A 22,654-nucleotide genomic window follows, 5' to 3' on the forward strand; every position below is an offset into this window, starting at 1 on the left:
GGGGCAGGGGGATGCAGATCATCGGGGCCATTCCTGTCTGGCTGCTCGCCCTGGGGATGACGGCGCTCATCTTCCTGGCCCTGGAGGCGGGCTTCCGGCTCAGCCACCGCAGACCGGGGCTCGATGATGCGTCCCCGCTCCATGCCGCGATGCTCGGCCTGGTGGCGCTCCTGCTGGCCTTCGCCTTCTCCATGGCCGAGGACCGGTTCACCCTGCGCCGCGAGCTCGTCACCAAAGAGGCTAACGCCATCGGCACCTGCTACCTGCGCGCTGGCCTCCTTCCCGAACCCACGCGCGGCGAAATGCGGACCCGGCTGCTGCGCTACGTCGACCTTCGACTCGAGGCCTACGCGGCCGCGTCGGACCCGCCACACTTCGGACGCCTCTTGCAGGACTCGGCTCAGCTTCAGGCAGAGCTCTGGTCACGGCTGGAGGCGGTCGCGCCCCAGCTCCCGACCGGGATCCTGATCCTCACCACCCAATCCCTCAATGAGATGATTGACGTCTCCGCTGAGCGGCTGTCGGCAGCGCGGAACCAGATCCCGGACACCATCTTCGTCCTGCTGCTCATCGGGATTCTCGGCTCGGGCCTGCTGCTCGGCTACCGGCCGGAAACACACTCGCGCGGATGGTTCCTCTGGGGAATCTTCGCGCTGCTGACGACCGCCGTCATGTTCACCCTCCTGGATCTCGACGTCCCCAATCGCGGCCACATCCGCACGAGCCAGCGGCCCCTGGAGGACCTCCGGGACCAGCTGCGCTCCCTGCCGTAAGGGACTCCAGGCAATCGACACGGACGTCATGCGTTCGACAGGGAATGCCAACCCTGACATCCGCGATGAAGCTCCCTGCCTTGTCCCTGCTCGGCCTGTCGCTGCTGGCGGGCGCGGCCAGCGCCGCCGAGGACGCGCCTCCCACGCCCCAGGCGGTCATGCGGGAGGCCCGCCGGAGCGTGCTGCCCGACGGCATCGAGAAGGCCGAAGCGGTCCGCATCGGTGGCATCGACCAGTGGATCTCCGTGCGGGGACGCCACCGGGACAACCCGCTGCTGCTCTTCCTGCACGGAGGTCCGGGCTTCACGTCCCTGCCTTCCGCTTACTTCTACCAGGGCGAATGGGAGGAGTTCTTCACCGTCGCGCACTGGGACCAGCGCGGCGCGGGGAAGACCTACGCGCTCAATCCGCCGGACAAGGTGCGCCCCACGCTGAGCATCGACCGCATGGTGGCGGATGCCGAAGAGGTCGTCACGCACCTGCGCAAGACCTACGGCAAGAAGCGCATCGTGCTCGTGGGACACAGCTGGGGCACCGTGCTCGGCGTGAAGCTCGCGCAGCGGCACCCCGACTGGTTCGACGCCTATGTCGGCATCAGCCAGGTCGTGGACCTCCCCCGGAACGAAGCGCTGGGGTACGAGGCCACGCTCCAGGCCGCGCGCGCGGATGGGAACGCCAAGGCCGTCGCGGAGCTCGAAGCGCTCGCGCCCTATCCGGACCCCAAGGACCCCGCGCGCAATCTGGCGAACCTGCCCCGGGAGCGGCGGTGGCTTTCACGCTACGAGAGCTACAACTGGCGCGACCGGAGCTGGCACGGCGCGGAGGTCTGGCGCTTCAGCCCGGACGTTTCGGACAAGGACCTGGAGGCACGCGATGCGGGTCTGGACCTCAGCTTCGTGACGCTCTGGGGGAGCTTGTCCCAGTTGGACTTCACCCCGGTGAAGCGCTTCGCCTGCCCGGTGGTCTTCTTCCACGGCCGGCATGACCTCACCACGTCCGCGCGCCTGCTGGACTCCTGGTACGCGACGCTCGAAGCGCCCTCGAAGAAGCTCGTCTGGTTCGAGGACTCCGCTCACATGGTGCACGAGGAGGAGCCCGGCAAGGTGCTCCTGCGACTCGTGCAGGACGTGCTCCCGCTCACGCGCGCGAAGTGAGGCCGCGCCCGCACCGGGAACGCGCGCGTCAGCGGCTTCCGTCCGCGCTCCATTCCAGACGCAGCAGGCCCCGCGGCGTCTCCGGCCTGGGGATGCCGGAGCCCGCCCGGCCCAGGGCGACCGACGCGTCCTTCGCGAGCGGCGTGGAGGCCGGGGCGAAGAAGCGGTAGCGGCGCTCGCCCACGCGCTCACTGTCGATGAGCGCCACGTCCCCCACGAAGAGGGCCGGCCCCGTCCCGGCGATGGGGAAGTCGGCGTCGGTCTCCACGTCGACCTCGAGCACGTCGACTTCGGTGTGCTCCCGGCCCGCGGTGAAGAAGCGCCGGGGCTTCGGGTACCGGACGCGACGCGCGACCGCTGACCTGATTCCGGGCACCGCGGGCCGCTGCTTGCGTGTGTCCTCGGGCCCCGAGCCGCCATCCTGAGTCGCCATGTCGTGCTCCGTTACCCGATGACTTGCAGGTCATCGAACGCGAGGGGCCGGGCGTTCTCCCGGTTGAGCTTCAGATGGAGGGCGCGGGCCACCCGGAGGATCTTCGACGAACCGAAACAGCGGATGGGAAACCGGAGCGTCGACAGCATGCTCTTCGTCAGGAACACCGTGTCGAAGGGAAGCGGGACGCCGCCCACCGCATCCGAGTCGATCCACTCGACGGTCCCATCGGTCAGCTCGATTCCCAGCTGGAAGCCTGTCTTCGCGGGGGGCATGTCCTCGATGAAGACATCCGCGACGCGGATCCACAGCTCCTTTCCGCTGAGCGTCACCGGCGGCTCCAGCTGCGAGCGGAATGTCCCGGGAGCCGCTTCGGGCTCCGCCACCATGCCGATGGAGTCGCCATAGAACGAGTCGTTGTACTGGGGGGCCATGGCTTGATTGAACCGGTACTCGCCCGCCACCAGCCCCATCTGGGTCGTGGGTCTCCCGAGCGAGTTCTTGGCGATGGTGTTGCCCTGTTCGTGGTCATCCACCGTCATCCCCGCCGACCACTTGAAGGACAGGTGCACCAGGAAGGTCAGTGTCGCGGGCGGCAGCTCCGTGCCCACCAGGAACCCGAGCGTGTCGTGCCCCGCCAGGACCGAGCGGAAGAACGCGCAGCCATAGGTCAACAGCACCCGTTCGTGCGCGGACCGGTCCATCGTCGGCAGGTTCCCGCCGTTGTCATTCTCCAGCCAGCGCCGGTTGAAGAAGTTGTGGCAGGCATTGTGGACGTAGAGCTGCGACTTGAACTTCGGTGGCCGGCAGCGGTCGTAATACTTCGCACCGTCGTTCTCGAACACGTCTCCGTCGGCGGCGGGAAGGAGCGTGAGGAACTCGCAGCCTTCGAGCGCGCCCTGGGTCGCGCCCCAGTCCGTCGGAGCGAGCGACAGCACACAGCGGATGTTCACCGCCCTCGGCCTGCTGGGACGTGACGGCGCAATCACCACCGCCTCGCCTCCTCGCGAGTGCCCCATGAGCCCGACCTTGTCGAAGTCGAGCACGCCCGCGAAGCGCTGGCCGACGGCGTTGAGCCTCTGGAAGTGCGCGATGGACGCGTTGATGAGGTCGGCGCGGTCGGTGATGTTGCCCGGCCCGCCGGTCCACCCGTTCAGCTCGTTGCAGTCCACCGACACCGCGACGAAGCCCATCCGCGCGAGCGCCTGCTGGAAATAGTCGTAGCCGAGATGGCTCGGGTCGGTGGGCGCATGGTTTCCGTGGGCCATGAAGACGAGGGGCACCGGTCCCCGCTTGCCCCTCCGCTTGTTGAAGGGCGCATCCCCTCCATCGTCCTGGGCGGGGTAGAAGACCGTGCCCCGGATGTGCAGCGTCTGCCCGCCGATGCTCGTCGTGCCTCCGTCGTAGTCCACCTGGCCCACCGGAAACAGGTCGAGCCCGGAGGGGTCGGACGTCACGTGCGGTGCGACGCACAGGCAGGTGAGCTGCTGCGCGGATTGACTCACGCACGTTCCCAGCGTCTGCACGACATGGATGACATCGCCGTGTTCGACGGGCGCGTCCAGCAGCACCACCGGACCGCCGCCTTCGCCGGCCTTCACGAGGTTGCGGTAGACCTTCACCGTGGCGCCGGTCGCCATCATCGTGAGGGTGATGGAGGTGTCGCCGCATTGGAGGGGCTCGGCCTGCGGCGCGGGGAGCTGCCCGCAGGACCAGACCTGGAGCTCGCCGGGCTGGCTCTCCCAGCCCGGGGACAACCACTGGACGGCGGAGAGGAGGTCTCCTGCCGCGAGCGGCGCCGGGAGGTCGACCCGGTGGGCGTCTCCCCAGGTGCGCCACGTTCCCTGGAAGGCCCCATTGAGCGACAGCTCGAAGCGGGCGCCGTTCACGAGGTTCGTCACCTGGACCTGCCGGGTGCCTTCATAGGCCAGGGAGAAGCCCGGTCTGGGCAGCGGGAGCGGCGCCGCGACCGTGTCTTGGACAGGCGAGGGCGGGCTCGGGTCCCCATCCAGGTGGGCCCAGGCACGCACCTGCTGCCAGGGGCGGTGGTCCGGCGTCACGTCGAGCCCCTGCCGGGGAGCAGCGTCCTGCACCCGTGCGAGCTCGGTGGCGTTCGCGGTCAGCCACACCGTGCTGCCGGTGAGCAGGTTGGCGACGCCCGTCCGCGACCCGCCGGGATGAACGGGGACCGGGTCGATGCGGGGACGGGGAGGACCGTCGGGATGGTCCTGCGTGTGCTTGCGCACGGTCACGCTGGGAGACCAGCCGCTGGTGACCCCGTGGGCCTGCTGCCGCGCGCGGACGACGTCGCCCGCCACCAGCGGCGCGGACAGGTGCAGCCGCGCTCCCAGGGGTTGGGGAAAGCCGCCCGGCACCCCCATGAGCACGATGACGCCGTTGCGCTCCAGGTCGAGCGTCGCGCCGGGATTGAAGCCGTGGACGAAGAGCGCATGCGCGCCCTGGTACAGCGGCGCACCGACGGGCGGCGGGGACAGGAACGCCGTGTCCTCGAGCTTCAGGCTCCCGGTAGGCACGTCACGCATGGAAGGCCCTCCCGGAGGGAACCATCCCATTCAAGAGACCGCCGGATGCAACCAGGGGCGCGACGGCGCGGGCAATAACAGACAGTCCCATGCCCCGGGGTGCCATTCCGCCCGGGCCTACGCTCATGGGATGAAGGAGGACGGAACCCGGGCCCCTTTGGAAACACCCGGGTTCCGTCCCTGCCCTCCACGTCGAGGAGAAACCGTGGAGGGCCGCCGAGCAGCCTTCAAATCTTTTGCGGAGCCTCCGGGGTCCCGGGCGGCACCGAGCCCCCGACGCCGGTGGGCACCGTCACCGGGGGCGGAATCACCGCGCCCACGTGCATCCGGTGCTGCACCTCCGCGAACCGCCGCGACGCCTCCGCCTCCGGCGACAGCAGCGACACCAGCCAGCCCACGAAGAACGACAGCGGAATCGTGACGAGCCCCGGGTTCTTCAGCGGGAAGGGCGCGGACGCGTGCCCCAAGAGATCCACCTGCACCGTGGGCGACAGGAAGATGAGCAGCACCGCGCTGAAGGCTCCCGTCAGCATGCTCGCCACCGCGCCGCGCGTGGTGAAGCCCTTCCACAGCATGGACAGCAGCAGCGCCGGGAAGTTCGCGCTCGCCGCGACGGCGAACGCCAGCCCCACCATGAAGGCCACGTTCTGCCCCTTGAAGACGACGCCCAGGAGGATGGCCACCACGCCCAAGAGAAGGCTCGCCAGCCGCGCCACCTTGAGCTGCTCGTGCTCCGGCGCCTCTCCCTTGCGCACCACGTGCGACCACAGGTCGTGCGACAGCGCCGCCGCGCCCGACAGCGTCAGCCCCGCCACCACCGCGAGGATGGTGGCGAAGGACACCGCGGAGATGAAGCCCAGGAAGCCCGTGCCGCCGACGACTTCCGCCAGCATGGGCGCCGCCATGTTGCCGCCCTTGTCCACCGCCGTGATGCCCTGGCGGCCCACCAGCACCGCCGCGCCGAAGCCCAGGATGAACGTCACCAGGTAGAAGAAGCCGATGAGGCCCGTGGCGTAGAACACGCTGGTGCGCGCCGCCTTCGAGTCCGGCACCGTGTAGAAGCGCATCAGGATGTGCGGCAGGCCCGCCGTGCCGAACATCAGCGCCACGCCCAGCGAGATGGTCTCCAGCGGGTTCGCCACCAGCTTGCCCGGGGCCAGCACCTCCGGCCCGTACATCGTCGCCGCCTCGTTGAAGAGGGCCGCGGGGCTGAAGCCGAACTTCCACAGCACCGCCACCGCCAGCGCGGACGCGCCGCCCAGGAGCAGCACCGCCTTGACGATCTGCACCCACGTCGTGGCGATCATCCCGCCGAACAGCACGTAGAGGATCATCACCGCGCCCACGATGACGACGGCCATCTCATACGACAGGCCGAACAGCAGGTGGATGAGGTTGCCCGCGCCCACCATCTGGGCAATCAGATAGAAGACGACCACCGTGAGCGTGCCCACCGCGGCGGACAGGCGCACCGGGGTCTGCTTCAGCCGGTAGGCCACCGCGTCCGCGAAGGTGTACTTGCCCAGGTTGCGCAGGGGCTCCGCGATGAGGAAGGTCACCACCGGCCAGCCCACCAGCCAGCCCACCGAATAGATGAGCCCGTCAAAGCCGGACGTGGCCACGAGCCCCGCGATGCCCAGGAAGCTCGCGGCGCTCATGAAGTCGCCCGCCAGCGCGAAGCCGTTCTGCACCGCGCTGATGTTGCCGCCCGCGGCGAAGAACTCGGACGTCGTCTTCGTGCGCCGCGCGGCCCAGTAGGTGATGGCCAGCGTGATGCTGACGAAGAGGAGGAAGAAGACGATGGCCGTCGTGTTGGGCTGGCCGATCTGCGTGCCCACGGTCGGAGGATTCATGGCGTGACCTTTCGGATCAGCGGCGCAGTCCGTCGAGGATGTGGTCGTACTTGCGGTTGGCCCACAGGATGTAGATGCCCGTGAGCACCCAGGCGACCAGGATGGTCACGGCCCCCAGCACGATGCCGATGGACAGCCCCGGGATGAGCTGTCGCCCCATCAGCGGCCGGTTGAACGCCACGAGCAGGATGAAGCCCAGGTAGGTCACGAGCATCGCCACCGTCAGCGCTCCCGCCACGCGCCAGCGCGCGGCGGCGAGTGCCTTCAGGACGTCGTCCTTGGAATTGCCATACATCGGTGTGCCTCCTTGGGAAACGAAAGGGATGGGGAACGCGAGCCTTCAGCGCCGGGGGGCCGGAGGCAGCCCCTTGGTGAGCAGCTCGTCCAGCACCGCGGGGTCCGCCAGCGTGCTGGCATCCCCCAGGTTCTCCGTCTCGCCGCTGGCGATCTTCCGCAGCATGCGGCGAAGAATCTTTCCCGAGCGCGTCTTGGGCAGGCCCGACACCAGCACCACCCGGTCCGGGGACGCGATGGGGCCAATCACGTGGCGCACCTGCTCGCGCAGCGCGCCCATCATCGCCTCGTCCGGCGTGCGCAGGAAGTCCGGCTTCACCGTCACGAAGGCGCACACGCCGGTGCCCTTCAGGTCGTGCGGGTAGCCCACCACGGCGGCCTCGGCGACGGCTTCGTGCGCCACGAGCGCGCTCTCCACCTCCGCGGTGCCCAGCCGGTGGCCGGACACGTTGAGCACGTCGTCCACGCGGCCGGTGATCCAGTAGTAGCCGTCCTCGTCGCGGCGGCAGCCGTCGCCGGTGAAGTACAGCGGCAGGAACCGCGCGTAGTACGTCTCCACGAAGCGCGCGTGGTGGCCGTACAGCGTGCGCGCCTGGCCCGGCCACGAGCGCGCGAGGCACAGGTTGCCGCTGACGCCGTTGCCCTCCAGCACCTTGCCCTCTTCATCCACCAGCACCGGCTCCACGCCGAAGAAGGGCAGGGTGGCGCTGCCGGGCTTGCACGGCGTCGCGCCCGGCAGCGGCGCGATGAGGATGCCGCCCGTCTCCGTCTGCCACCACGTGTCCACCACGGGGCAGCGGCCCTCGCCCACCACGTCGTGGTACCAGCGCCAGACCTCCGGGTTGATGGGCTCGCCCACGCTGCCCAGGAGGCGCAGGGACTTGCGGGACGACTTCGTCACGAACGCGTCGCCCTCCTTGATGAGGGCGCGGAGCGCGGTGGGCGCGGTGTAGAGCGTGGTGGCCTTCACGTCGTCCACCACCTGCCAGAGGCGGCTCGCGTCCGGCCAGGTGGGCGTGGACTCGAAGAGGACCGTGGTGGTGCCGGTGCAGAGCGGGCCGTAGACGAGGTAGGAATGGCCCGTCACCCAGCCCACGTCCGCGGTGCAGAAGTGCACGTCGTCCGGCTGCGTGTCGAAGACGTAGCGGAACGTGGTGGCGGCGTACACGAGGTAGCCCGCCGTGGTGTGCAGCACGCCCTTGGGCTTCCCGGTGGAGCCGGACGTGTAGAGGATGAAGAGGGGGTCCTCGGAGTCCATCCACTCGGCGGGGCAGACGCCCCGGTGCTTCTTCACCTCCACGTCCAGCCAGTGGTCGCGCCCCTCGCGCATGGGCACTTCCTTGGACGTGCGGCGCGCGACGAGCACGGACGTCACCTGGGTGAGCCCCTCCAGGGCCTCGTCGGTGATGGCCTTGGTGGCCACGCTCTTGGGGCCGCGCGGGCCCTCGTTGGCGGTGACGACGACCTTCGCGCCGCAATCCAGGACACGCTCACGCAGTGAGTCCGCGGAGAAGCCGGCGAACACCACCGAGTGCACCGCGCCGATGCGGGCGCACGCGAGCAGCGTGTACACGAGCTCCGGCACCATGGGCAGGTACACGATGACGCGGTCGCCCTTCTTCACGCCGTGCGCCTTGAGCACGTTGGCCAGGCGGCCCACGTGGTGCTGGAGGTCCTTGAAGGTGATGACCTCGTACTCGCCGGGCGTGTTCTTCGCCCAGATGATGGCGGCCTTGTCCGGGCGCGCCTTCGCGTGGCGGTCCACGCAGTTGACGGTGACGTTGAGCTTGCCGCCGCCGTACCAGGTGAAGTCCGCGGCGGCCTCGTTCACCTCGCGGATGGTGTCCGGCGGGTGGAACCAGGTGAGCTGCCGGGCCTGTTCGCCCCAGAAGGCGTCCGGGGCGTCCAGGCTCTGGCGGTAGAGGCGCTGGTAGTCCTCCAGGCTCTTCACGTGGGCGGTGCGGCGGAAGGCTTCCTTGGGGGCGACGAGCAGGTCCTGGGCGGGAGCCATGGGGGAAGGTCCTTTAGTAGAAGAGCTGGAGTTGGGCGGTGCCGGTGATGCCTGTCTTGGCGTGGGAGATGTCGCCCGCGCGGGACACGGCCACCTCCGTCTTCAGGTTGAAGGTGTGCTTCTGGAACCAGAGGTTGAAGCCGGGGCGCAGCGTGAGCAGGTCCTGCGCATTCACGCGGCCGTTGAAGTACTCGCCGGAGATGAGGGGCTCCACGATGCCGATGCGGTAGCCCAGCTCCATGAAGAAGCCCGTGCCGCTGCGCGGGTTGTCGAAGCCCTGCTGCCAGGAGAAGACGTTGCTCTGGATGATGAGCTCCTGGTCCGCGCCCATGGGCATGTCCAGGAACACGTCCGCCGCCAGGGCCACCGCGTCGTGCACGCCGGAGGCGGTGGCGATGGCGGAGTACTGGTAGTCACCGCCCACGCCGAACGACAGCAGCGGATGGTCGGTGAAGTAGATGCCCCGGAGGAACAGGTCCTCCTCGCGGCCGAGCACGTTGTAGCGCGCGTGGCCCACGACGCGCGGCAGGTCGTCCGGGTTGACGACCTGGCCGTTCTCCAGCCGCGAGCCCTCCACGCCGTTGAGGATGGCGGCGCGGTACGTCAGCGGCCCGGCGAAGCCTCGCACCTGGATGCCCGCGTCGCGCCACACCTTGCCCACGCCCAGCGGGTAGCGGATGAGGTCGGAGTGGTAGTCCACCGTGTTGAGCGCGATGGCACCCTGCAGCGCATGGTGCGACAGCGGCGCGAGGATGAAGCCCGCCTCCAGCCACGTCTTGTCCGCGACCTCGTACGCGAGCGTCGCGTCCTGGATGTAGAAGGCCGGGTTCCAGTCGCCGTTCTTGCCGAAGTTCGGCTGATCCGTGTCGATGAAGAACGACAGCCGCTTGGTGATGGAGCCGAACACCAGCAGCCGCACGCGGCGCAGGAAGAAGTCCGTGCCCACGTCGCCCACCGGCGCGCCGTTCTTCACGAGCTGCATCTGCGGCTGTAGCAGGACGTCGACGTTGAGGACCGCATCGTCGCCCAGCTGAATCTTCCCCGCCGCCGCGGGCAGCGCGGTCAGCAGGGCCACGAACACCATCCACCGGGGGAGCGAGCGTAGGTCGGGGCGCATAGGCCCCCACGCAAGAGCAACGCCCGTTCCACCCGCGTGGCCTCCGGGTTTCAGGACCTTACAGGTTGGCCCGTTGCGTCAGGATGTGGCGGAAGGTGACAGGGCGTTACCGCCCGTAACGATTCGTGCAGCGCGTCGTAACGCCGGGGTAACACCGGGCCCCGCAACGAGACAGGGGCCACGCAGCGCGTCAGCGTGCGTGGCCCCCGCGCGTATCGGCTCAGGCTTCCGCGCCGTCCTCGGGGGCGATGCCCGCGTCCGCGTCGTCGTCCGCATCCGGCGGACCGATGGGCGCCTGGAGCCCCGCGGCCTCCAGGAGGATGCGCCGGCCCATGGCGGGCAGCTTGAGGCCCGTGGTCGGGTGGCCGTTGGTGAGGAGCACCACCGCCGCGGCGTGTCCGGGCAGGAAGCCCACCCACGCCACGAAGCCCCCGTTGCCGCCAGCCTTGCTCAGCACCTTCGCGCCGCCGCCCGCGTCGGTGATGTACCAGCCCAGGCCGATGGACTGACGCGCGGAGATTTCGAAGTGGGGCGTGTGCGCGAGCTTCATCGCGCGGTAGGTGAGCAGCGGCATGGTGGGCACGCGGAAGAGGTTGCCCTCCAGGAAGCGCAGCATGTCCGACGCGGTGGAGTTGAAGCCCACGCCCCGGTAGCCCAGTTGCTTGCCCTTGGCCGTGTAGCCCTGGGCGATGCGTTCGGGGCGGATGCCGGTGAGGTCCACGCGCGTGTCACGCATGGCGAACGGCTCCTGGATGTCGGTGGCGAACAGCTCCGGGTAGCTGCGCCGCGCGGCCAGGGTGGTGGTGAAGCCCTGCGTCACCTCGCTCACGTTGGAGTAGCTGTAGTGCGTGCCCACGCGCGTCTCCGGGTTGAAGCGCGTCCAGAAGTCGAACATCTGCGGGGGCGGCACCTCTCCCCGGTACAGCGCGCCCGCCGGGTGGCCCGGCACGTTGGTGCCCGGCATGCCCGCCGTCATGGTGCCCAGCGCCTGGGGCGTCACCTGCCGGATGACGGTGCCCTGCTGGCGGACCTCTCCCGGGAGGAAGCGGGTGATCTGATCCGTCAGCGCCATCTTCCCCTCCACGATGCGCGCGGCGGCGAGCGTGTTGGTGAAGACCTTCTGCACGGAGCCGATGAGGAACAGCGTGTCCTCGGACACCGGCCGCTTTTCCTCGCGGTCCGACAGGCCCGCGACGTAGCTGGCGCGCACGTCGCCGACGGCCACCGCCGCCGACACGCCGATCTCCGTCTGCGTGCCCAGGTAGTCCTTCATGGCCGCCGCGACGAGCTGCTTCAGTCGCGCGGGGTCCTGCGTTGGGGTCGTCATGGCTTGGGCCTGGGGCCTGCTAATCCGACAGGGACGTGTCGCAGCTCCCGCTGATCATCTGGATCTGCATCTCCTCGGAGGAGCCGTTGAGGAAGAAGTAGACGGTGGTGTTCGCGTCGGAGGACTTCAGCGTGCAGTAGAAGTTCTGCTTGCACGACCAGATCTTCCCGTTGTCATCCTCGAACTGGACCCACCAGTAGTCGTGGCCCGTGGCGCCGGTCCAGAAGATGGCCTGGAACGACGAGCTGGTGACGTTCTCCGCGAGCGAGGGCCAGTTGCCCTGCTGCTGGTAGCTGGGGTTGTTGCTGTAGCGGTGGCGCAGCTGCACGTTGGTGATGGTCCCGCCCCACTGGTTGACGACGACGCAGTTGGCGGTCTGCTCCGTCGACATGGGAGAGGCACCCTTCGCGGCGGTGCGGGTCATGTCGGGGTTCAGGCGGGTGTCGTAACCCGACTTGAGCTGGCCATCCGGTCCGAGGCTGTTGTGGTTGCACATGGTCGTGGGCTCCTGGGCCACCGGGAGAGGGATTCATCCGGTGGATGCCAGGACCCATGAGCAAGCGGTGTGCCGCACGCCGCTTCCCTCTGGGGGACCGTGGGGAGCGGCATTGTCGAAGCCGTTCGACGCATTTCGACGCGTCGAAACGCGCCGGCTTCGACGCGTCGGACTTCAGGCGCGGGTGCGGGGAATGCCCAGGCGCTGGCGCTTCTCCCAGAGCGTCTTGCGGCTGATGCCCAGCCGGCGCGCCAGCTCCGTCTCGCCCATGCGGTCCTGGTGCTCCAGGACGAAGCGACGGAAGTACTCCTCCATCGAATCCGGCGAGCGCGGATCCTCGCTGGCGACGAGCGGCGGGAAGTCCAGCTCCTCCAGCGCGGGCGGGGCCGCGTCCGTCGCCGCCGCGCGCGGCAGCTCCAGCGCCAGCAGCTCCGGCGTGAGCAGGGGCCCGTCCGCGAGGATGACCGCGCGCTCCAGGGCGTTCTCCAACTCGCGCACGTTGCCCGGCCACGGGTGCGCGGCGATGGCGGCCAGCGCCTCCGGGGACAGGGACGCGGGCGGACGGCCCAGGCGCCGGCTGGCCTTCTCCAACAGGTGCTTCGCCAGGGCGGGCAGGTCCTCGCCGCGCTCGCGTAGGGGCGGCAGGCGGATCTCCACCACGCGCAGACGGAAGTAGAGGTCCTGACGGAAGAGGCCCTCCTGCACGCGCCGGGGCAGGTCGCGGTGCGTGGCGGCGAGGATGCGCACGTCCACCTTGCGCGAGCGCGTGGCGCCCACCCGCCGCACCTCGCCGTCCTGGAGCATGCGCAGCAGGCGCGCCTGCGCGGGCGCGGGCAACTCGCCAATCTCGTCGAGGAAGAGTGTGCCGCCGTGCGCGGCCTCCACCAGCCCCGCGTGCGCGGCCTGCGCGCCGGTGAAGGCGCCCTTCTCATGGCCGAACAGCTCGCTCTCCAGCAGCCCCTCCGGGATGGCCGCGCAGTTGACCGCCACCAGCGGGCCCTCCGCGCGCGGGCTCTGCGCGTGGACGGCGCGGGCCACCAGCTCCTTGCCGGTGCCGGACTCGCCCAGCACCAGCACGGTGGCGGGGGAGGGCGCCACCTTGCGCACGCGCTCGAACACGTCGCGCATCACCGCGGACGTGCCCACCATGCCGCCGGGGGCCCAGGTCTGCTCCACCTCGCGCTTGAGGGCCGCGTTCTGCCGCGTGAGCCTCCCTTCGCGCAGCACGCGCTCCACCTGGAGCAGCAATTCGTCATGGTCGAAGGGCTTCGCGATGTAGTCCACCGCGCCCTGCTTCATCGCGTCCACGGCGGACTTCACCGTGGCGTAGCTCGTCATGATGAGCACCGGCACGCCCGGACACAGCGCGATGATGTCCGTGCCCGGCGGGCCCGGCAGGCGCAGGTCGGAGAGCACCAGGTCGAAGGCGTCCAGCGCGTGCTCGGCCGCGGCCTCCGGCACGGCGCCGGCCTCTGACACGTCGTGGCCCGCGCGCGTGAGCAGCCGCTTGAGCTCCGTGCGGATGATGGGTTCGTCCTCGATGACCAGGATGCGGCTCACGCGGAAACCTCCTGACGGGACGGGACCTCGGATGCGGGGGCGCGGGGCAGGCTCAGCGTCACGCGGGTGCCGCCCTCCGCGCGGGCTTCGATGCGCAGCGTGCCGCCGTGCTCGCGCACGATGCCCTCCACCAGCGTGAGGCCCAGGCCGGTGCCTTCGCCGGGCTGCTTGGTGGTGAAGAAGGGCTCGAAGATGCGCTGCGACAACTCCGGGGCGATGCCATGCCCCCGGTCCTCCACCTGGATGCGCACTTCGTCTCCCGTGGCGTCCGCCCGGAGCTCCACGCACGAGCCCGGGGGCGACGCGTCGATGGCGTTGGTCAAGAGGTTCACCAGCACCTGCTCCAGCCGCTGCGCGTCGCCCCGCACGACCAGCCCGTCTGGGCTCTGGTGCGCGCACGCCACGTCGCGCGCCTTGCGCGACAGCCGGGCCAGCTCCGCCGCTTCCGCGAGCAGCGGGCCCACCGCCACGCGCGTGAAGGGCCGGGACTCGCCGCCCACCGTGCCCGCATGGCCGAAGCCCACGAGCGCCCGCACGATGGCGTCGATGCGGCGGCACTGCTGGAGGATGAGCCCCACGCGTTCGCGCACTGCTTCGGGGTCCTCCAGCTCATACTTGAGGTTCTGGCTGATGCTGGCGATGGCGGTGAGCGGGTTGCCAATCTCATGCGCCACGCCCGCGGCCACCCGGCCCAGCGACGCGAGCCGGTCCTGGTGCGCGAGTCGCGCGTCCACCGCCTTGCGCTCCGTCCAGTCCTCCACCAGGAACGTCATGCCCTCCGACGCTCCGTCGTTGCCCCCATCGGACGGTGCCAGCCGCGAGCGGTGCAGGCGCAGGCTGCGCGTCTGTCCCGCCACCGGCACGCGCACCTCGGTGTCGCCGTCATGCGCCTGGGCGAGCCCGGAGAACAGCGCGCCCCACGGCTCCGGCAGGCGCGCCAGCGGGTGGCCCCGCACCGCGTCCATGGGCACGCGCGACACCGCCTCCAGCGCGGCGTTCCAGAGGACGACCTCACCATCCGGGCCCACCGCGCAGACGCCCAGCGGCAGGTCCTCCAGGATGCGGTAGAGGTAGCGGCGCACGACCTCCAACTCGCGCACCGGCCCGCGGATGTCGCGCGCATCGCGCAGCCGCTCCTCCACGAAACGGAGCTGATCCGCCAGGGCCGTGCGCGCGCCCGGGTCCAGCCGCAGCGCTTCGCCCACCGCGAGCCGGGCCAGCACCGGTCCGATGAGGCCGGACAGGTTGCGCTCCACGCCGTCGCGCAGGCGGCGCAGCTCCGCGGGCCGGCGCTCGTCCAGGGACAGGTCCAGCGCCTCGCGCGCGCGGTCCACCTCCGCCGCCGCCACCTGCGCGCCCAGCACCGGCTCCAACTGCCTACGGAACTCGTCGGGAGAGCTGGCCACCACGCTGCCTTCGGACAGGCCCGGCGCCTCGCGCGCGCACACCCGCGCGGCCTCCGTCTCTTCCACCGACTGGCGCGTGGCGAGCGACACCGCGATGAAGCACAGCGCGTTGAGGCCCAGGGAGGTGAAGGTGGCGAAGCCCCAGGGCTCGTCCGCGGAGAAGCCCATGGCGACGGAGACCTGATTCGTCCACGCCACCAGCGAGGGCGGCTCCCACAGCGGCGCGACGAGCGTGGCGGTCCACGTCGCGGCGCCCGCGCCCAGCCCGGCGAGCAGGCCCGCGCGCGTCGCCTTGGGCCACAGGAGCAGGCCCAGCACGCCGGGCGCGAACTGCGCGGTCGCGACGAAGGACACGAGCCCCAGGTCCACGAGCCCCGTCGCCCGCGTGTCGATGAGCCGGTAGAAGCCGTAGCCCGCGAGGATGATGGCGGCGATGAGCACACGCCGCGCCCACAGCAGCCAGCCGTAGAGGTCGTCGCGGCCGCGCATGGTGTTGAGGGGCAGCACCAGGTGCGTCAGGCACATGGGCGCCAGCGCGAGCGTGGTGACGATGACCATCGCGCTCGCCGCGGACACGCCGCCCAGGAACGCCAGCAGCGCCAGCGCCGGGGCGCCCTTCGCGGCGGGCACGGAGAGGACGTGGAAGTCCGCGGGCCAGGGCAGGCCCAGCGCCTCTCCTGACCACAGCAGCACCGGCACCGCCGCGTTGATGAGCAGCATCAACAGCGGGAAGGCCCACGCCACGGTGGCCAGTCCGTCGCGCTCGGGGGCCTCGGTGAAGGCCACGTGGTACTGCCGGGGCGTGAGGAACGCGGCGACGACGGAGAGCACCAGCAGCGGCGCCCAGGACGCGTCGCGCGCGGGACGCTGGAGCGCCTCCACCGCTTCGGGGTGCACGGTGAGCCAGTCCTGCAACCCGCCCACGCCGCCAAAGACAGACACCACGCACCAGCCCGCGACGATGACGAGCGCGAGCAGCTTCACGCCCGACTCGAAGGCGATGGCCAGCATCAACCCTTCATGCCGCTCGCGCGGGGCGGGGTGGCGGGCGCCGAAGAGGAGCGAGAAGACGACGAGCACGCCGCAGAAGCCCGGGCCCACCAGGGCGGGGGACGCCGCGGGGCTCAACAGGCGCGCGGACTCCACCACGGCGCGAATCTGGAGCGCCAGGTAGGGCAGGCTGCCGGCCAGGGCGAACAGCGTCACCGCGGTGCCCGTCACCTGACCGGGGTAGCGGAACGCGAGCAGGTCCGCGAGCGAGGTGAGCTGCAGCTCGCGCGTCAGCCGCAGCAGGGGCCGCCACAGCACGGGGGCGAGCAGGCACGCGAGCGTGAGGCCCAGGTAGATGCCCAGGTAGCGGAAGCCGTGGCGGGCCGCGTAGCCCACGCTGCCGAAGTAGGACCAGGACGTGGCGTACACGCCCAGGGCCAGCGCGTACACCAGCGGGTGCTGGGTGATGCGCGCCGGGATGCGGCCCTTCTCCGCCGCGTAGGCGACGAGGAACAGTACGCCCAGGTAGCCGACGGAGGCGACGACGAGCGGGCCCAGCCCCAGCGTCATGGGCGCAGGCTCCGGTGCGCCACCCAGCCGCCCAGGGCGATGACGCCCAGCCACACGACGAAGGGAAGGTAGGCGGGGGCGCCCTCCGCCAGCCACAGCCTGCGCAGCGGCGAGCCGAACAGCAGCACCGCGACGGCGAACACCAGCAGCGACGGCATGGCGGGAGGTTCCGCGGGAGGCCGCGACATGCGCGCGAGGATACCAGCCCCCAGGGCGTGAAGGGGGCGGTGATAGAATCCGCCCGCCCATGGCTCCCCCGGAAGTGCCCCCCTTCTCCGAACTGTCCCAGTTCACCCTCGACCGCGAATCGCTGCGGCTGCTCCCCGAGTCCTTCTGCCGCCGCCTGGGCGTCGCGGTGATGGGGCGGGTGGACCCGGCGAACAAGCACTCGCCCGTCACCGTGGCGATGCTCCATCCGGACGACCTGTCGGTGCGCTACCGCATCGCGGACTTCCTGCGGCGGCCCGTGCAGCCGGTGCGTCTGAACCGCTACGAAATCGACGCCGCGCTGGAGGTGGGGTTCGGCGCGGGAGCGCACGCCGCGGTGGACGTGGTGCTGCGCGCGGGCACGCCGCTGTCCGCGACGCCCACGCCGGTGGAGCTGGTGAACCATGTGCTCACCGAGGCCGTGGAGCAGAACGCGTCCGACATCCACCTGGAGAGCTACGCGGATGACGTGGACCTGCGCTACCGCTGCGACGGCATCCTCCACCAGACGTACACGGACATCGCCCCGGACACGCTCCCGGAGGTGGTGAGCCGCATCAAGGTGATGGCAGGCCTGGACATCTCCGAGCGGCGCAGGCCCCAGGACGGCCGGCTGCGGGCGCTCTACCAGGGGCCGGCGGGGGACAAGGCGGTGGACTTCCGCGTGAGCGTGGTGCCGTCGCCCGCGGGCGAGGACGTGGTCATCCGCCTTCTCGATGCCACGGTGGGGCTGGTGCCGGTGGAGAAGCTGGGCATGACGCCGGAGGTGCAGGCGACCGTGCTGCGGCTGCTGGGCAACCCGGAGGGGCTGGTGCTGGTGACGGGGCCCACGGGCAGCGGGAAGACGACGACGCTGTACGCGGCGCTGGCGCGGCTCAACGACGGGCGCAAGAAGATCATCACCGCCGAGGACCCCATCGAATACGTGGTCCCCAAGGTGAACCAGAAGCAGGTGTCCGCGCAGCTGCCGCACCTGACGCTGCTGCGCGCGCTCTTGCGGCAGGACCCCAACGTGATGCTGGTGGGGGAGATCCGCGACCAGGAGACGGGCAGCACCGCGCTGATGGCGGCGTCCACGGGCCACGTGGTGCTGGGCACGCTGCACACCGCGGACGCGGTGGGCGCGGTGAGCCGCCTGCGGGGCCTGAAGCTGGAGGACGGGGACATCGCGGAGGCGCTGCTCGCGGTGCTGGCCCAGCGCCTGGTGCGGCGAATCTGTCCGGAGTGCTCCGCGCCCGCGACGCCGACGCCGGAGCAGGTGGCGCTGCTGGGGCCGCTGCTGGACGGCCTCCAGGCCCGGGCGGGGCGGGGGTGCGAGGCGTGCCGGCACACCGGCTTCAAGGGCCGCGTGGGGCTGTTCGAATTGCTGGTCGTGGACCCCGACCTGCAACTGCTCATCGCCACCGGGGCGCCCGTCGTCCAGCTGCGAAGGCATGCGCGGGCCCGGGGCTTCCGCACGCTGGTGGAGGACGCGCTGGCGAAGGTGGCGGACGGCGTCACCACGCTGCACGAGCTGACGCGCGTGGTGCCGTACCGCTACCTCGTCTCCGCGCGCGAGGAGCGCAAGCCGGTGGGTTGAACGCCCGAGGCGTCAGCCTCCGTGCGGCTCCACCAGGTTGACGGGCAGCATCACGGTGAACGTGGCGCCCTCGCCGGGCAGGCTGCGCACCTGGACGATGCCGCCGTGCGCTTCGACGATCTGCTGGGTGATGAAGAGGCCCAGTCCCAGCCCTCCGTAGTTGCGCTCGGAGACGGCGCGCACGAAGCGCTCGAAGACGCGGGGCTGCTCCTCCTGCGCGATGCCGATGCCCTCGTCCCGCACCATGAGGATGGCCAGCCCGGAGTCCATGCGCACGCGGACGTGGATGGGTTTACCGGCGCCGTACTTGAGCGCGTTGGTGAGCAGGTTGGTGAGGACCTGCTCCAGCCGGGTCCGGTCCCAGTTGCCGGGGACGGGGGCGGGCGCCTCCAGCGTCACCGCGCAGCCCACCTGGGCGGCCTGCGGCGCGTAGCGGCCCACCACCTCCCGCGCGAGCGCGGCGAAGTCCGTGGGCGTCCGCGTCAGCCGCAGCTGGCCCATGCTGATGCGGCTGACATCCAGCAGGTCTTCGATGAGGTCCGCGAGCTTGCGGACCTGCCGGCGCGCCACGTCCAGGTCCTTCACCACGCGCTCCACGGGCAGGGTGGCCGCGGGGTTGTTCTCCACGATGCGCAGGATGGCCGTCAGCTTGAGCTGCAGCGGGGTGAGCGGCGTCTTCAGCTCATGGGACGCGACGGAGAGGAACTCGTCCCGGGCCTGCACGGCGTCCCGCAGCATCTCCAGCTCGCGCCGCTCCTGGGTCTGCTTGCGCTGGGTGAAGTCGCGCGTCACCTTGGCGAAGCCCCGCAGCACGCCCGACTCGTCGCGGAGCGCGGTGATGAGGACGCTGGCCCAGAAGCGGGTGCCGTCCTTGCGGACGCGCCAGGCCTCCTCCTCGAATTTCCCCTCCCGCGCCGCGGTCTCCAGGGCCCGCTGGGGCTTGCCCGCGGCCACGTCCTCAGGGGGAAAGAAGCGGCTGAAGTGCTGCCCGATGATCTCGTCGGCGCGGTAGTTCTTGATGCGCTCCGCGCCCGCGTTCCAGGTGTTGACCCGACCGTCCACGTCCAGCATGTAGATGGCGTAGTCCTGGATGTGCTCGACGAGCAGCCGGAAGCGCTCGTCGCTCTGCCGCAGCTGCTCCTGGGCGAGCTTGCGCTCCGTGAAGTCGCGCGTCACCTTGGCGAAGCCCGTCAGCACCCCCTCCTCGTCCCGGAGCGCGGTCATGACGACGTTGGCCCAGAAGAGGCTGCCGTCCTTGCGGACGCGCCACCCCTCCTCCTCGAAGCGCCCCTCGCGGGCAACCAGCTCCAGCTCCGCCTGGGGCTTGCCCGCAGCCACGTCCTCGGGGCGGTAGAAGCGGCTGAAGTGCTGCCCGAGGATCTCCTCGGCCTTGTAGCCCTTGATGCGCTCGGCGCCCGCGTTCCAGCTGGTGATGTGTCCATCCAGGTCCAGCGTCAGGATGGCGTAGTCCTTGACGCTGTCGATGAACAGGCGCAGCTGCGAATCCACGCCGACGCCGCTCTTGGCGGAGTGGGGCGCATAGGTGATGCCGCCGTTGCTCGGGGACCCGGGATCCGCGCGGTCGTCCAGGGGGCTTCGCATAGGAGAAAGAGTAGTGCACCCGACGGCTTGGTCGGCCACCACCTTGTGACGGGGTCATCCGCAAGACAACCCTGCCTGGGCACCCGGCTCCCAGGCATGGAGGTTGCCTGCCCTTCCGGGCTCTTCCGTCAGGTCGAATCACACCCGGCCCGGGAGCGGCTGTGGTGCGCGGGGCCACGGTGGCGACAGGGCGCCGTGGTCCCGGAAGCAACACCTGGGGCGGCTCCTGCCCGGGTCCCCGAGTGGGGCGCCTGGCGGCACGGGACGTGCTCAGGCCCTGGAGCGCATGAACCCTGAACGCCCGAGTGCCGGCGGCGCGAACGGGGCTGCACTCCACCGGCCGAGTCCTCCCATGAACGCGTCCCGCAAGCTCGCAGGTCTTCTCTTCGCGTTGCCCCTCCTCGTCGGCGCCGAGGCCGCCGCGGGGAGTTGCACCACCCTGGTCAATTCCCAGTTCAGCTGGATCCAGCAGAACGGTGGCAACTACATCTACGTCACGGGTGTTTCGCTGAAGCAGCCGGTGGGCACGGTCGGGCCCGTGGCCTCGTACTTCACGGGCTCGCTGTCGGGCTACGTGGCCGCGAGCTTCTATTACAACCCCACCACCGGCGTGGTCACGCGGGTGCCCGCCCGCCTCACCAGCTCCGTGAACAGCGGTCGCCAGGTCTTCAACGACCGGAGCTACTCCTCCACGTACGCGAGCCCCGCGCGCTGGCAGAACTTCTCCGCCTTCGCGCCAGACAACGTGCAGCTGGAGCTGGACGACACCGGCAAGATGACGCTCATCCTCAACAGCTGGGGCAACGGCCGGGTCGCCATCACGTCGCCCACCTGCGAGGGCAATGTGCTGAGCGGCTTCGCCGGAACGACGGCGCACTCCTTCACCTTCGAGCAGTTCTACCTGGGCTGAGCCGCGGTCGCGGACTCGTAGCTCAGGAAGACGACGCCGCTTGGGAGCGCACGCGTCCCGGTGAGTCGCAGGCGGTGGGGCGCGAAGCCCAGGTCGACGAGCTTGATGCCGGAGCCCGCGATGACGGGGTTGAGCTTGATGATGAACGCGTCGATCTCCGGGAGGAGCTCGGCCGCGAGCGCCCCGCCGCCGCACAGCCAGAGGCCCAGTCCGTCCCGGGCCTTCAGCTCGCGCACGGTGGCGAGCGGGGTGCTGGAGAAGGTGACGGACGGGTCGGGGCTGTCCAGCACGGAGCGCGAGAACACGTAGTTCTCCAGCTGCGGGTACGGGTTGGTCGTGCCCGCATCCAGGCCTACCTGATAGGTCCGCCGCCCCATCAGCACCGTATCGAAGTGACGGCCCGGGCCCGTGAGGCCGCGAAACGCGCGGTAGCCGCCGGGGAGCGTCTCCGGGTACTCGGCGGCGATGGCATCCAGGTAGTCCGGCTCCATGGAGAAGAAGTCAAACCCTCCCGTGGGAGAGGCGATGAAGCCGTCGAGCGAGCTGGCGACGTAATAGGTGAGCTTGCGCATGCGGGTCCTTCCTCCTGGTGCCCGGGCTTATCACCGCGTCGGTGACTCGGGGAGCGAAGAGGCATGTCAGCGCCAATCCCTATCCTCGGCGCATGTCCATCCTCGAAGGACTGCCCACGGTCTGCATGGGCATGCTGTCCACCAACGGCGGGTCGTCCATCGCCGCGCTGAGCCTGGGCGCGGCGCTGCGACGGGAGGGGCTCGCGGTCCGCTACCTGCATTGTGATCCGCTGGGCGCGCGGCCGGAGGACACGCGGGTGCTCTCCCCGGAGCGGGCGCTGCGGGCCGCGCACAGCCTGGACGTGGACGCGGCCTTCACCAGCCCGCTGGAGGTGTGTGAACAGCTCTTGCGGCTCCACGACACGGCGCCGTTCGGGCTGCTGCACCTGCACAACCTCCAGGTGTTCGGCCTGCCGGCGTACTTCCTGAAGCGGCTCCGGGGCGTGCCGTACGTGGTGACCTTCCACGGCTCGGACGTGCTCAACGACGCGCTCTTGGGCGCGCGGCCGGAAGTGACCCGCGAGGTGCTGCGGGACGCGTCCGCGGTGACGTGCGTGTCGCGCTACCTCGCGGAGGCCCTGGCGCACCGGATGCCGGAGCTGCCCGCCCCGGACGTCGTCCACAACTTCCTCCGGCCGGAGCTGCGGCGGCAGCTGGGCCCACTCCTGGGCCCGGGTGCAGGGATGCCGGACCGGTTCCTCCATGTGTCGTCCTTGAGGCCGGTGAAGCGTCCGGAGCTGCTGCTGGCCTCCTTCGCGCGCCTCCATGCGCAGCGGCCCCACGCCACGCTGCGGCTGGTCACCACGCACCGGGGCGCGGTGCGGGCGCGGGAGCTGCTGGAGTCCCATCCGCTGCGCGATGCCGTCACCGTGCTGGTGGGCGAGGACGACATGGAGGTGCTGGCGCGCGAGTACCAGCAGGCCACGGCGTTGGTGCTCACGTCCCGGTTCGAGTCCTTCGGGCTGGTCATGCTGGAGGCGCTCGCGCACGGCCTGCCGGTGGTGGCGCCCGCCGTCGGAGGCATCCCGGAGGTGCTGGGGACGGACTGGCCGCTGCTCGTCCGGGGCGACACGGCCGACCCGGACGCCTACGCGGAGCGGATGGCGCAGGTGGCGGACGGCGCGGCGAGGCCCCTGCTGCGAGCGCGGGCCGAGGAGGTGCTCGCGCGCTTCGATGGCTCGCGACAGGTGGCGGACTACGTGCGTGTCTACGCGCGGGCGCTGTCGGTGGGGTCGGCATGAGCGGGCTTCGGGACTG

The 22,654-nt window shown here is 70.5% G+C and carries 18 protein-coding genes; 5 read left to right on the plus strand and 13 right to left on the minus strand.

What is annotated here, in order from left to right; genetic code table 11:
- Positions 1–11 precede the first annotated feature (11 nt).
- Together D7V97_RS12105 and D7V97_RS12110 are read left to right on the plus strand one after the other, a co-directional pair.
- On the plus strand, positions 12–773 hold the full coding sequence (locus tag D7V97_RS12105) for a DUF4239 domain-containing protein (RefSeq protein ID WP_147444782.1): 762 nt from the start codon (positions 12–14) through the stop codon (positions 771–773).
- 65 nt (positions 774–838) lie between these two features.
- Positions 839–1,927: an alpha/beta fold hydrolase gene (locus D7V97_RS12110; protein ID WP_147444783.1), complete on the plus strand. Its 1,089-nt coding sequence runs from the start codon at positions 839–841 to the stop codon at positions 1,925–1,927.
- A 28-nt stretch (positions 1,928–1,955) separates the two neighbouring features.
- Here the strand turns inward: D7V97_RS12110 and D7V97_RS12115 are convergent, their stop codons facing one another.
- From D7V97_RS12115 to D7V97_RS12165, 11 genes are all read right to left on the minus strand, one after another.
- A complete protein-coding gene (locus D7V97_RS12115; RefSeq protein ID WP_120610775.1) occupies positions 1,956–2,360 on the minus strand; it encodes a hypothetical protein in 405 nt (134 codons plus the stop codon).
- Between the two features lie 11 nt (positions 2,361–2,371).
- A complete protein-coding gene (locus D7V97_RS12120) occupies positions 2,372–4,903 on the minus strand; it encodes a hypothetical protein (protein ID WP_120610776.1) in 2,532 nt (843 codons plus the stop codon).
- Positions 4,904–5,130: 227 nt separating this feature from the next.
- Positions 5,131–6,756, minus strand: coding sequence for a sodium/solute symporter (locus tag D7V97_RS12125; RefSeq protein WP_120610777.1), 1,626 nt, complete (start codon positions 6,754–6,756; stop codon positions 5,131–5,133).
- A 16-nt stretch (positions 6,757–6,772) separates the two neighbouring features.
- Positions 6,773–7,051 carry a DUF485 domain-containing protein gene (locus D7V97_RS12130; protein ID WP_120610778.1) on the minus strand — a complete coding sequence of 93 codons (279 nt, stop codon included), beginning with the start codon at positions 7,049–7,051 and terminating at the stop codon, positions 6,773–6,775.
- Between the two features lie 45 nt (positions 7,052–7,096).
- Positions 7,097–9,061 carry an acetate--CoA ligase gene (gene acs, locus D7V97_RS12135; RefSeq protein ID WP_120610779.1) on the minus strand — a complete coding sequence of 655 codons (1,965 nt, stop codon included), beginning with the start codon at positions 9,059–9,061 and terminating at the stop codon, positions 7,097–7,099.
- A 13-nt stretch (positions 9,062–9,074) separates the two neighbouring features.
- Complete coding sequence (locus D7V97_RS12140; RefSeq protein WP_233582694.1) at positions 9,075–10,145, minus strand: hypothetical protein; 1,071 nt, start codon at positions 10,143–10,145, stop codon at positions 9,075–9,077.
- A 253-nt stretch (positions 10,146–10,398) separates the two neighbouring features.
- Positions 10,399–11,505 (minus strand): serine hydrolase, encoded by a 1,107-nt coding sequence (locus tag D7V97_RS12145; protein ID WP_120610781.1) that lies wholly within the window; start codon positions 11,503–11,505, stop codon positions 10,399–10,401.
- Positions 11,506–11,524: 19 nt separating this feature from the next.
- Positions 11,525–12,001 (minus strand): hypothetical protein, encoded by a 477-nt coding sequence (locus tag D7V97_RS12150; RefSeq protein ID WP_147444784.1) that lies wholly within the window; start codon positions 11,999–12,001, stop codon positions 11,525–11,527.
- Positions 12,002–12,175: 174 nt separating this feature from the next.
- Positions 12,176–13,561, minus strand: coding sequence for a sigma-54 dependent transcriptional regulator (locus D7V97_RS12155; protein WP_120610783.1), 1,386 nt, complete (start codon positions 13,559–13,561; stop codon positions 12,176–12,178).
- Positions 13,558–16,527 (minus strand): ATP-binding protein, encoded by a 2,970-nt coding sequence (locus D7V97_RS12160; RefSeq protein ID WP_120610784.1) that lies wholly within the window; start codon positions 16,525–16,527, stop codon positions 13,558–13,560. Before D7V97_RS12160 ends, D7V97_RS12155 begins: the two co-directional genes overlap by 4 nt.
- Entirely contained in the window at positions 16,524–16,685 is a 162-nt protein-coding gene (locus tag D7V97_RS12165; RefSeq protein ID WP_199728780.1) for a hypothetical protein, read from the minus strand. The genes D7V97_RS12160 and D7V97_RS12165 overlap by 4 nt, the downstream gene beginning before the upstream one ends.
- A gap of 89 nt (positions 16,686–16,774) precedes the next feature.
- Between D7V97_RS12165 and D7V97_RS12170 the strand changes: the two genes are divergently transcribed.
- Complete coding sequence (locus D7V97_RS12170; RefSeq protein WP_120610785.1) at positions 16,775–18,313, plus strand: GspE/PulE family protein; 1,539 nt, start codon at positions 16,775–16,777, stop codon at positions 18,311–18,313.
- A gap of 12 nt (positions 18,314–18,325) precedes the next feature.
- Here the strand turns inward: D7V97_RS12170 and D7V97_RS12175 are convergent, their stop codons facing one another.
- On the minus strand, positions 18,326–19,915 hold the full coding sequence (locus D7V97_RS12175; RefSeq protein WP_120610786.1) for a PAS domain-containing sensor histidine kinase: 1,590 nt from the start codon (positions 19,913–19,915) through the stop codon (positions 18,326–18,328).
- 352 nt (positions 19,916–20,267) lie between these two features.
- On the opposite strand from D7V97_RS12175, the gene D7V97_RS12180 reads away from it, so the two are divergent.
- Positions 20,268–20,825 carry a hypothetical protein gene (locus tag D7V97_RS12180; RefSeq protein ID WP_120610787.1) on the plus strand — a complete coding sequence of 186 codons (558 nt, stop codon included), beginning with the start codon at positions 20,268–20,270 and terminating at the stop codon, positions 20,823–20,825.
- Here the strand turns inward: D7V97_RS12180 and D7V97_RS12185 are convergent.
- Positions 20,813–21,397: a dihydrofolate reductase family protein gene (locus D7V97_RS12185; RefSeq protein ID WP_120610788.1), complete on the minus strand. Its 585-nt coding sequence runs from the start codon at positions 21,395–21,397 to the stop codon at positions 20,813–20,815. The two genes, D7V97_RS12180 and D7V97_RS12185, sit on opposite strands and share 13 nt — an antisense overlap.
- A gap of 92 nt (positions 21,398–21,489) precedes the next feature.
- Here D7V97_RS12185 and D7V97_RS12190 point away from each other — a divergent pair, with 92 nt between their 5' ends.
- Complete coding sequence (locus D7V97_RS12190) at positions 21,490–22,638, plus strand: glycosyltransferase family 4 protein (RefSeq protein ID WP_120610789.1); 1,149 nt, start codon at positions 21,490–21,492, stop codon at positions 22,636–22,638.
- Positions 22,639–22,654 lie beyond the last annotated feature (16 nt).

The organism is Corallococcus sp. CA053C (assembly GCF_003611675.1).
In the GTDB taxonomy this organism is placed as follows: Bacteria; Myxococcota; Myxococcia; order Myxococcales; family Myxococcaceae; genus Corallococcus.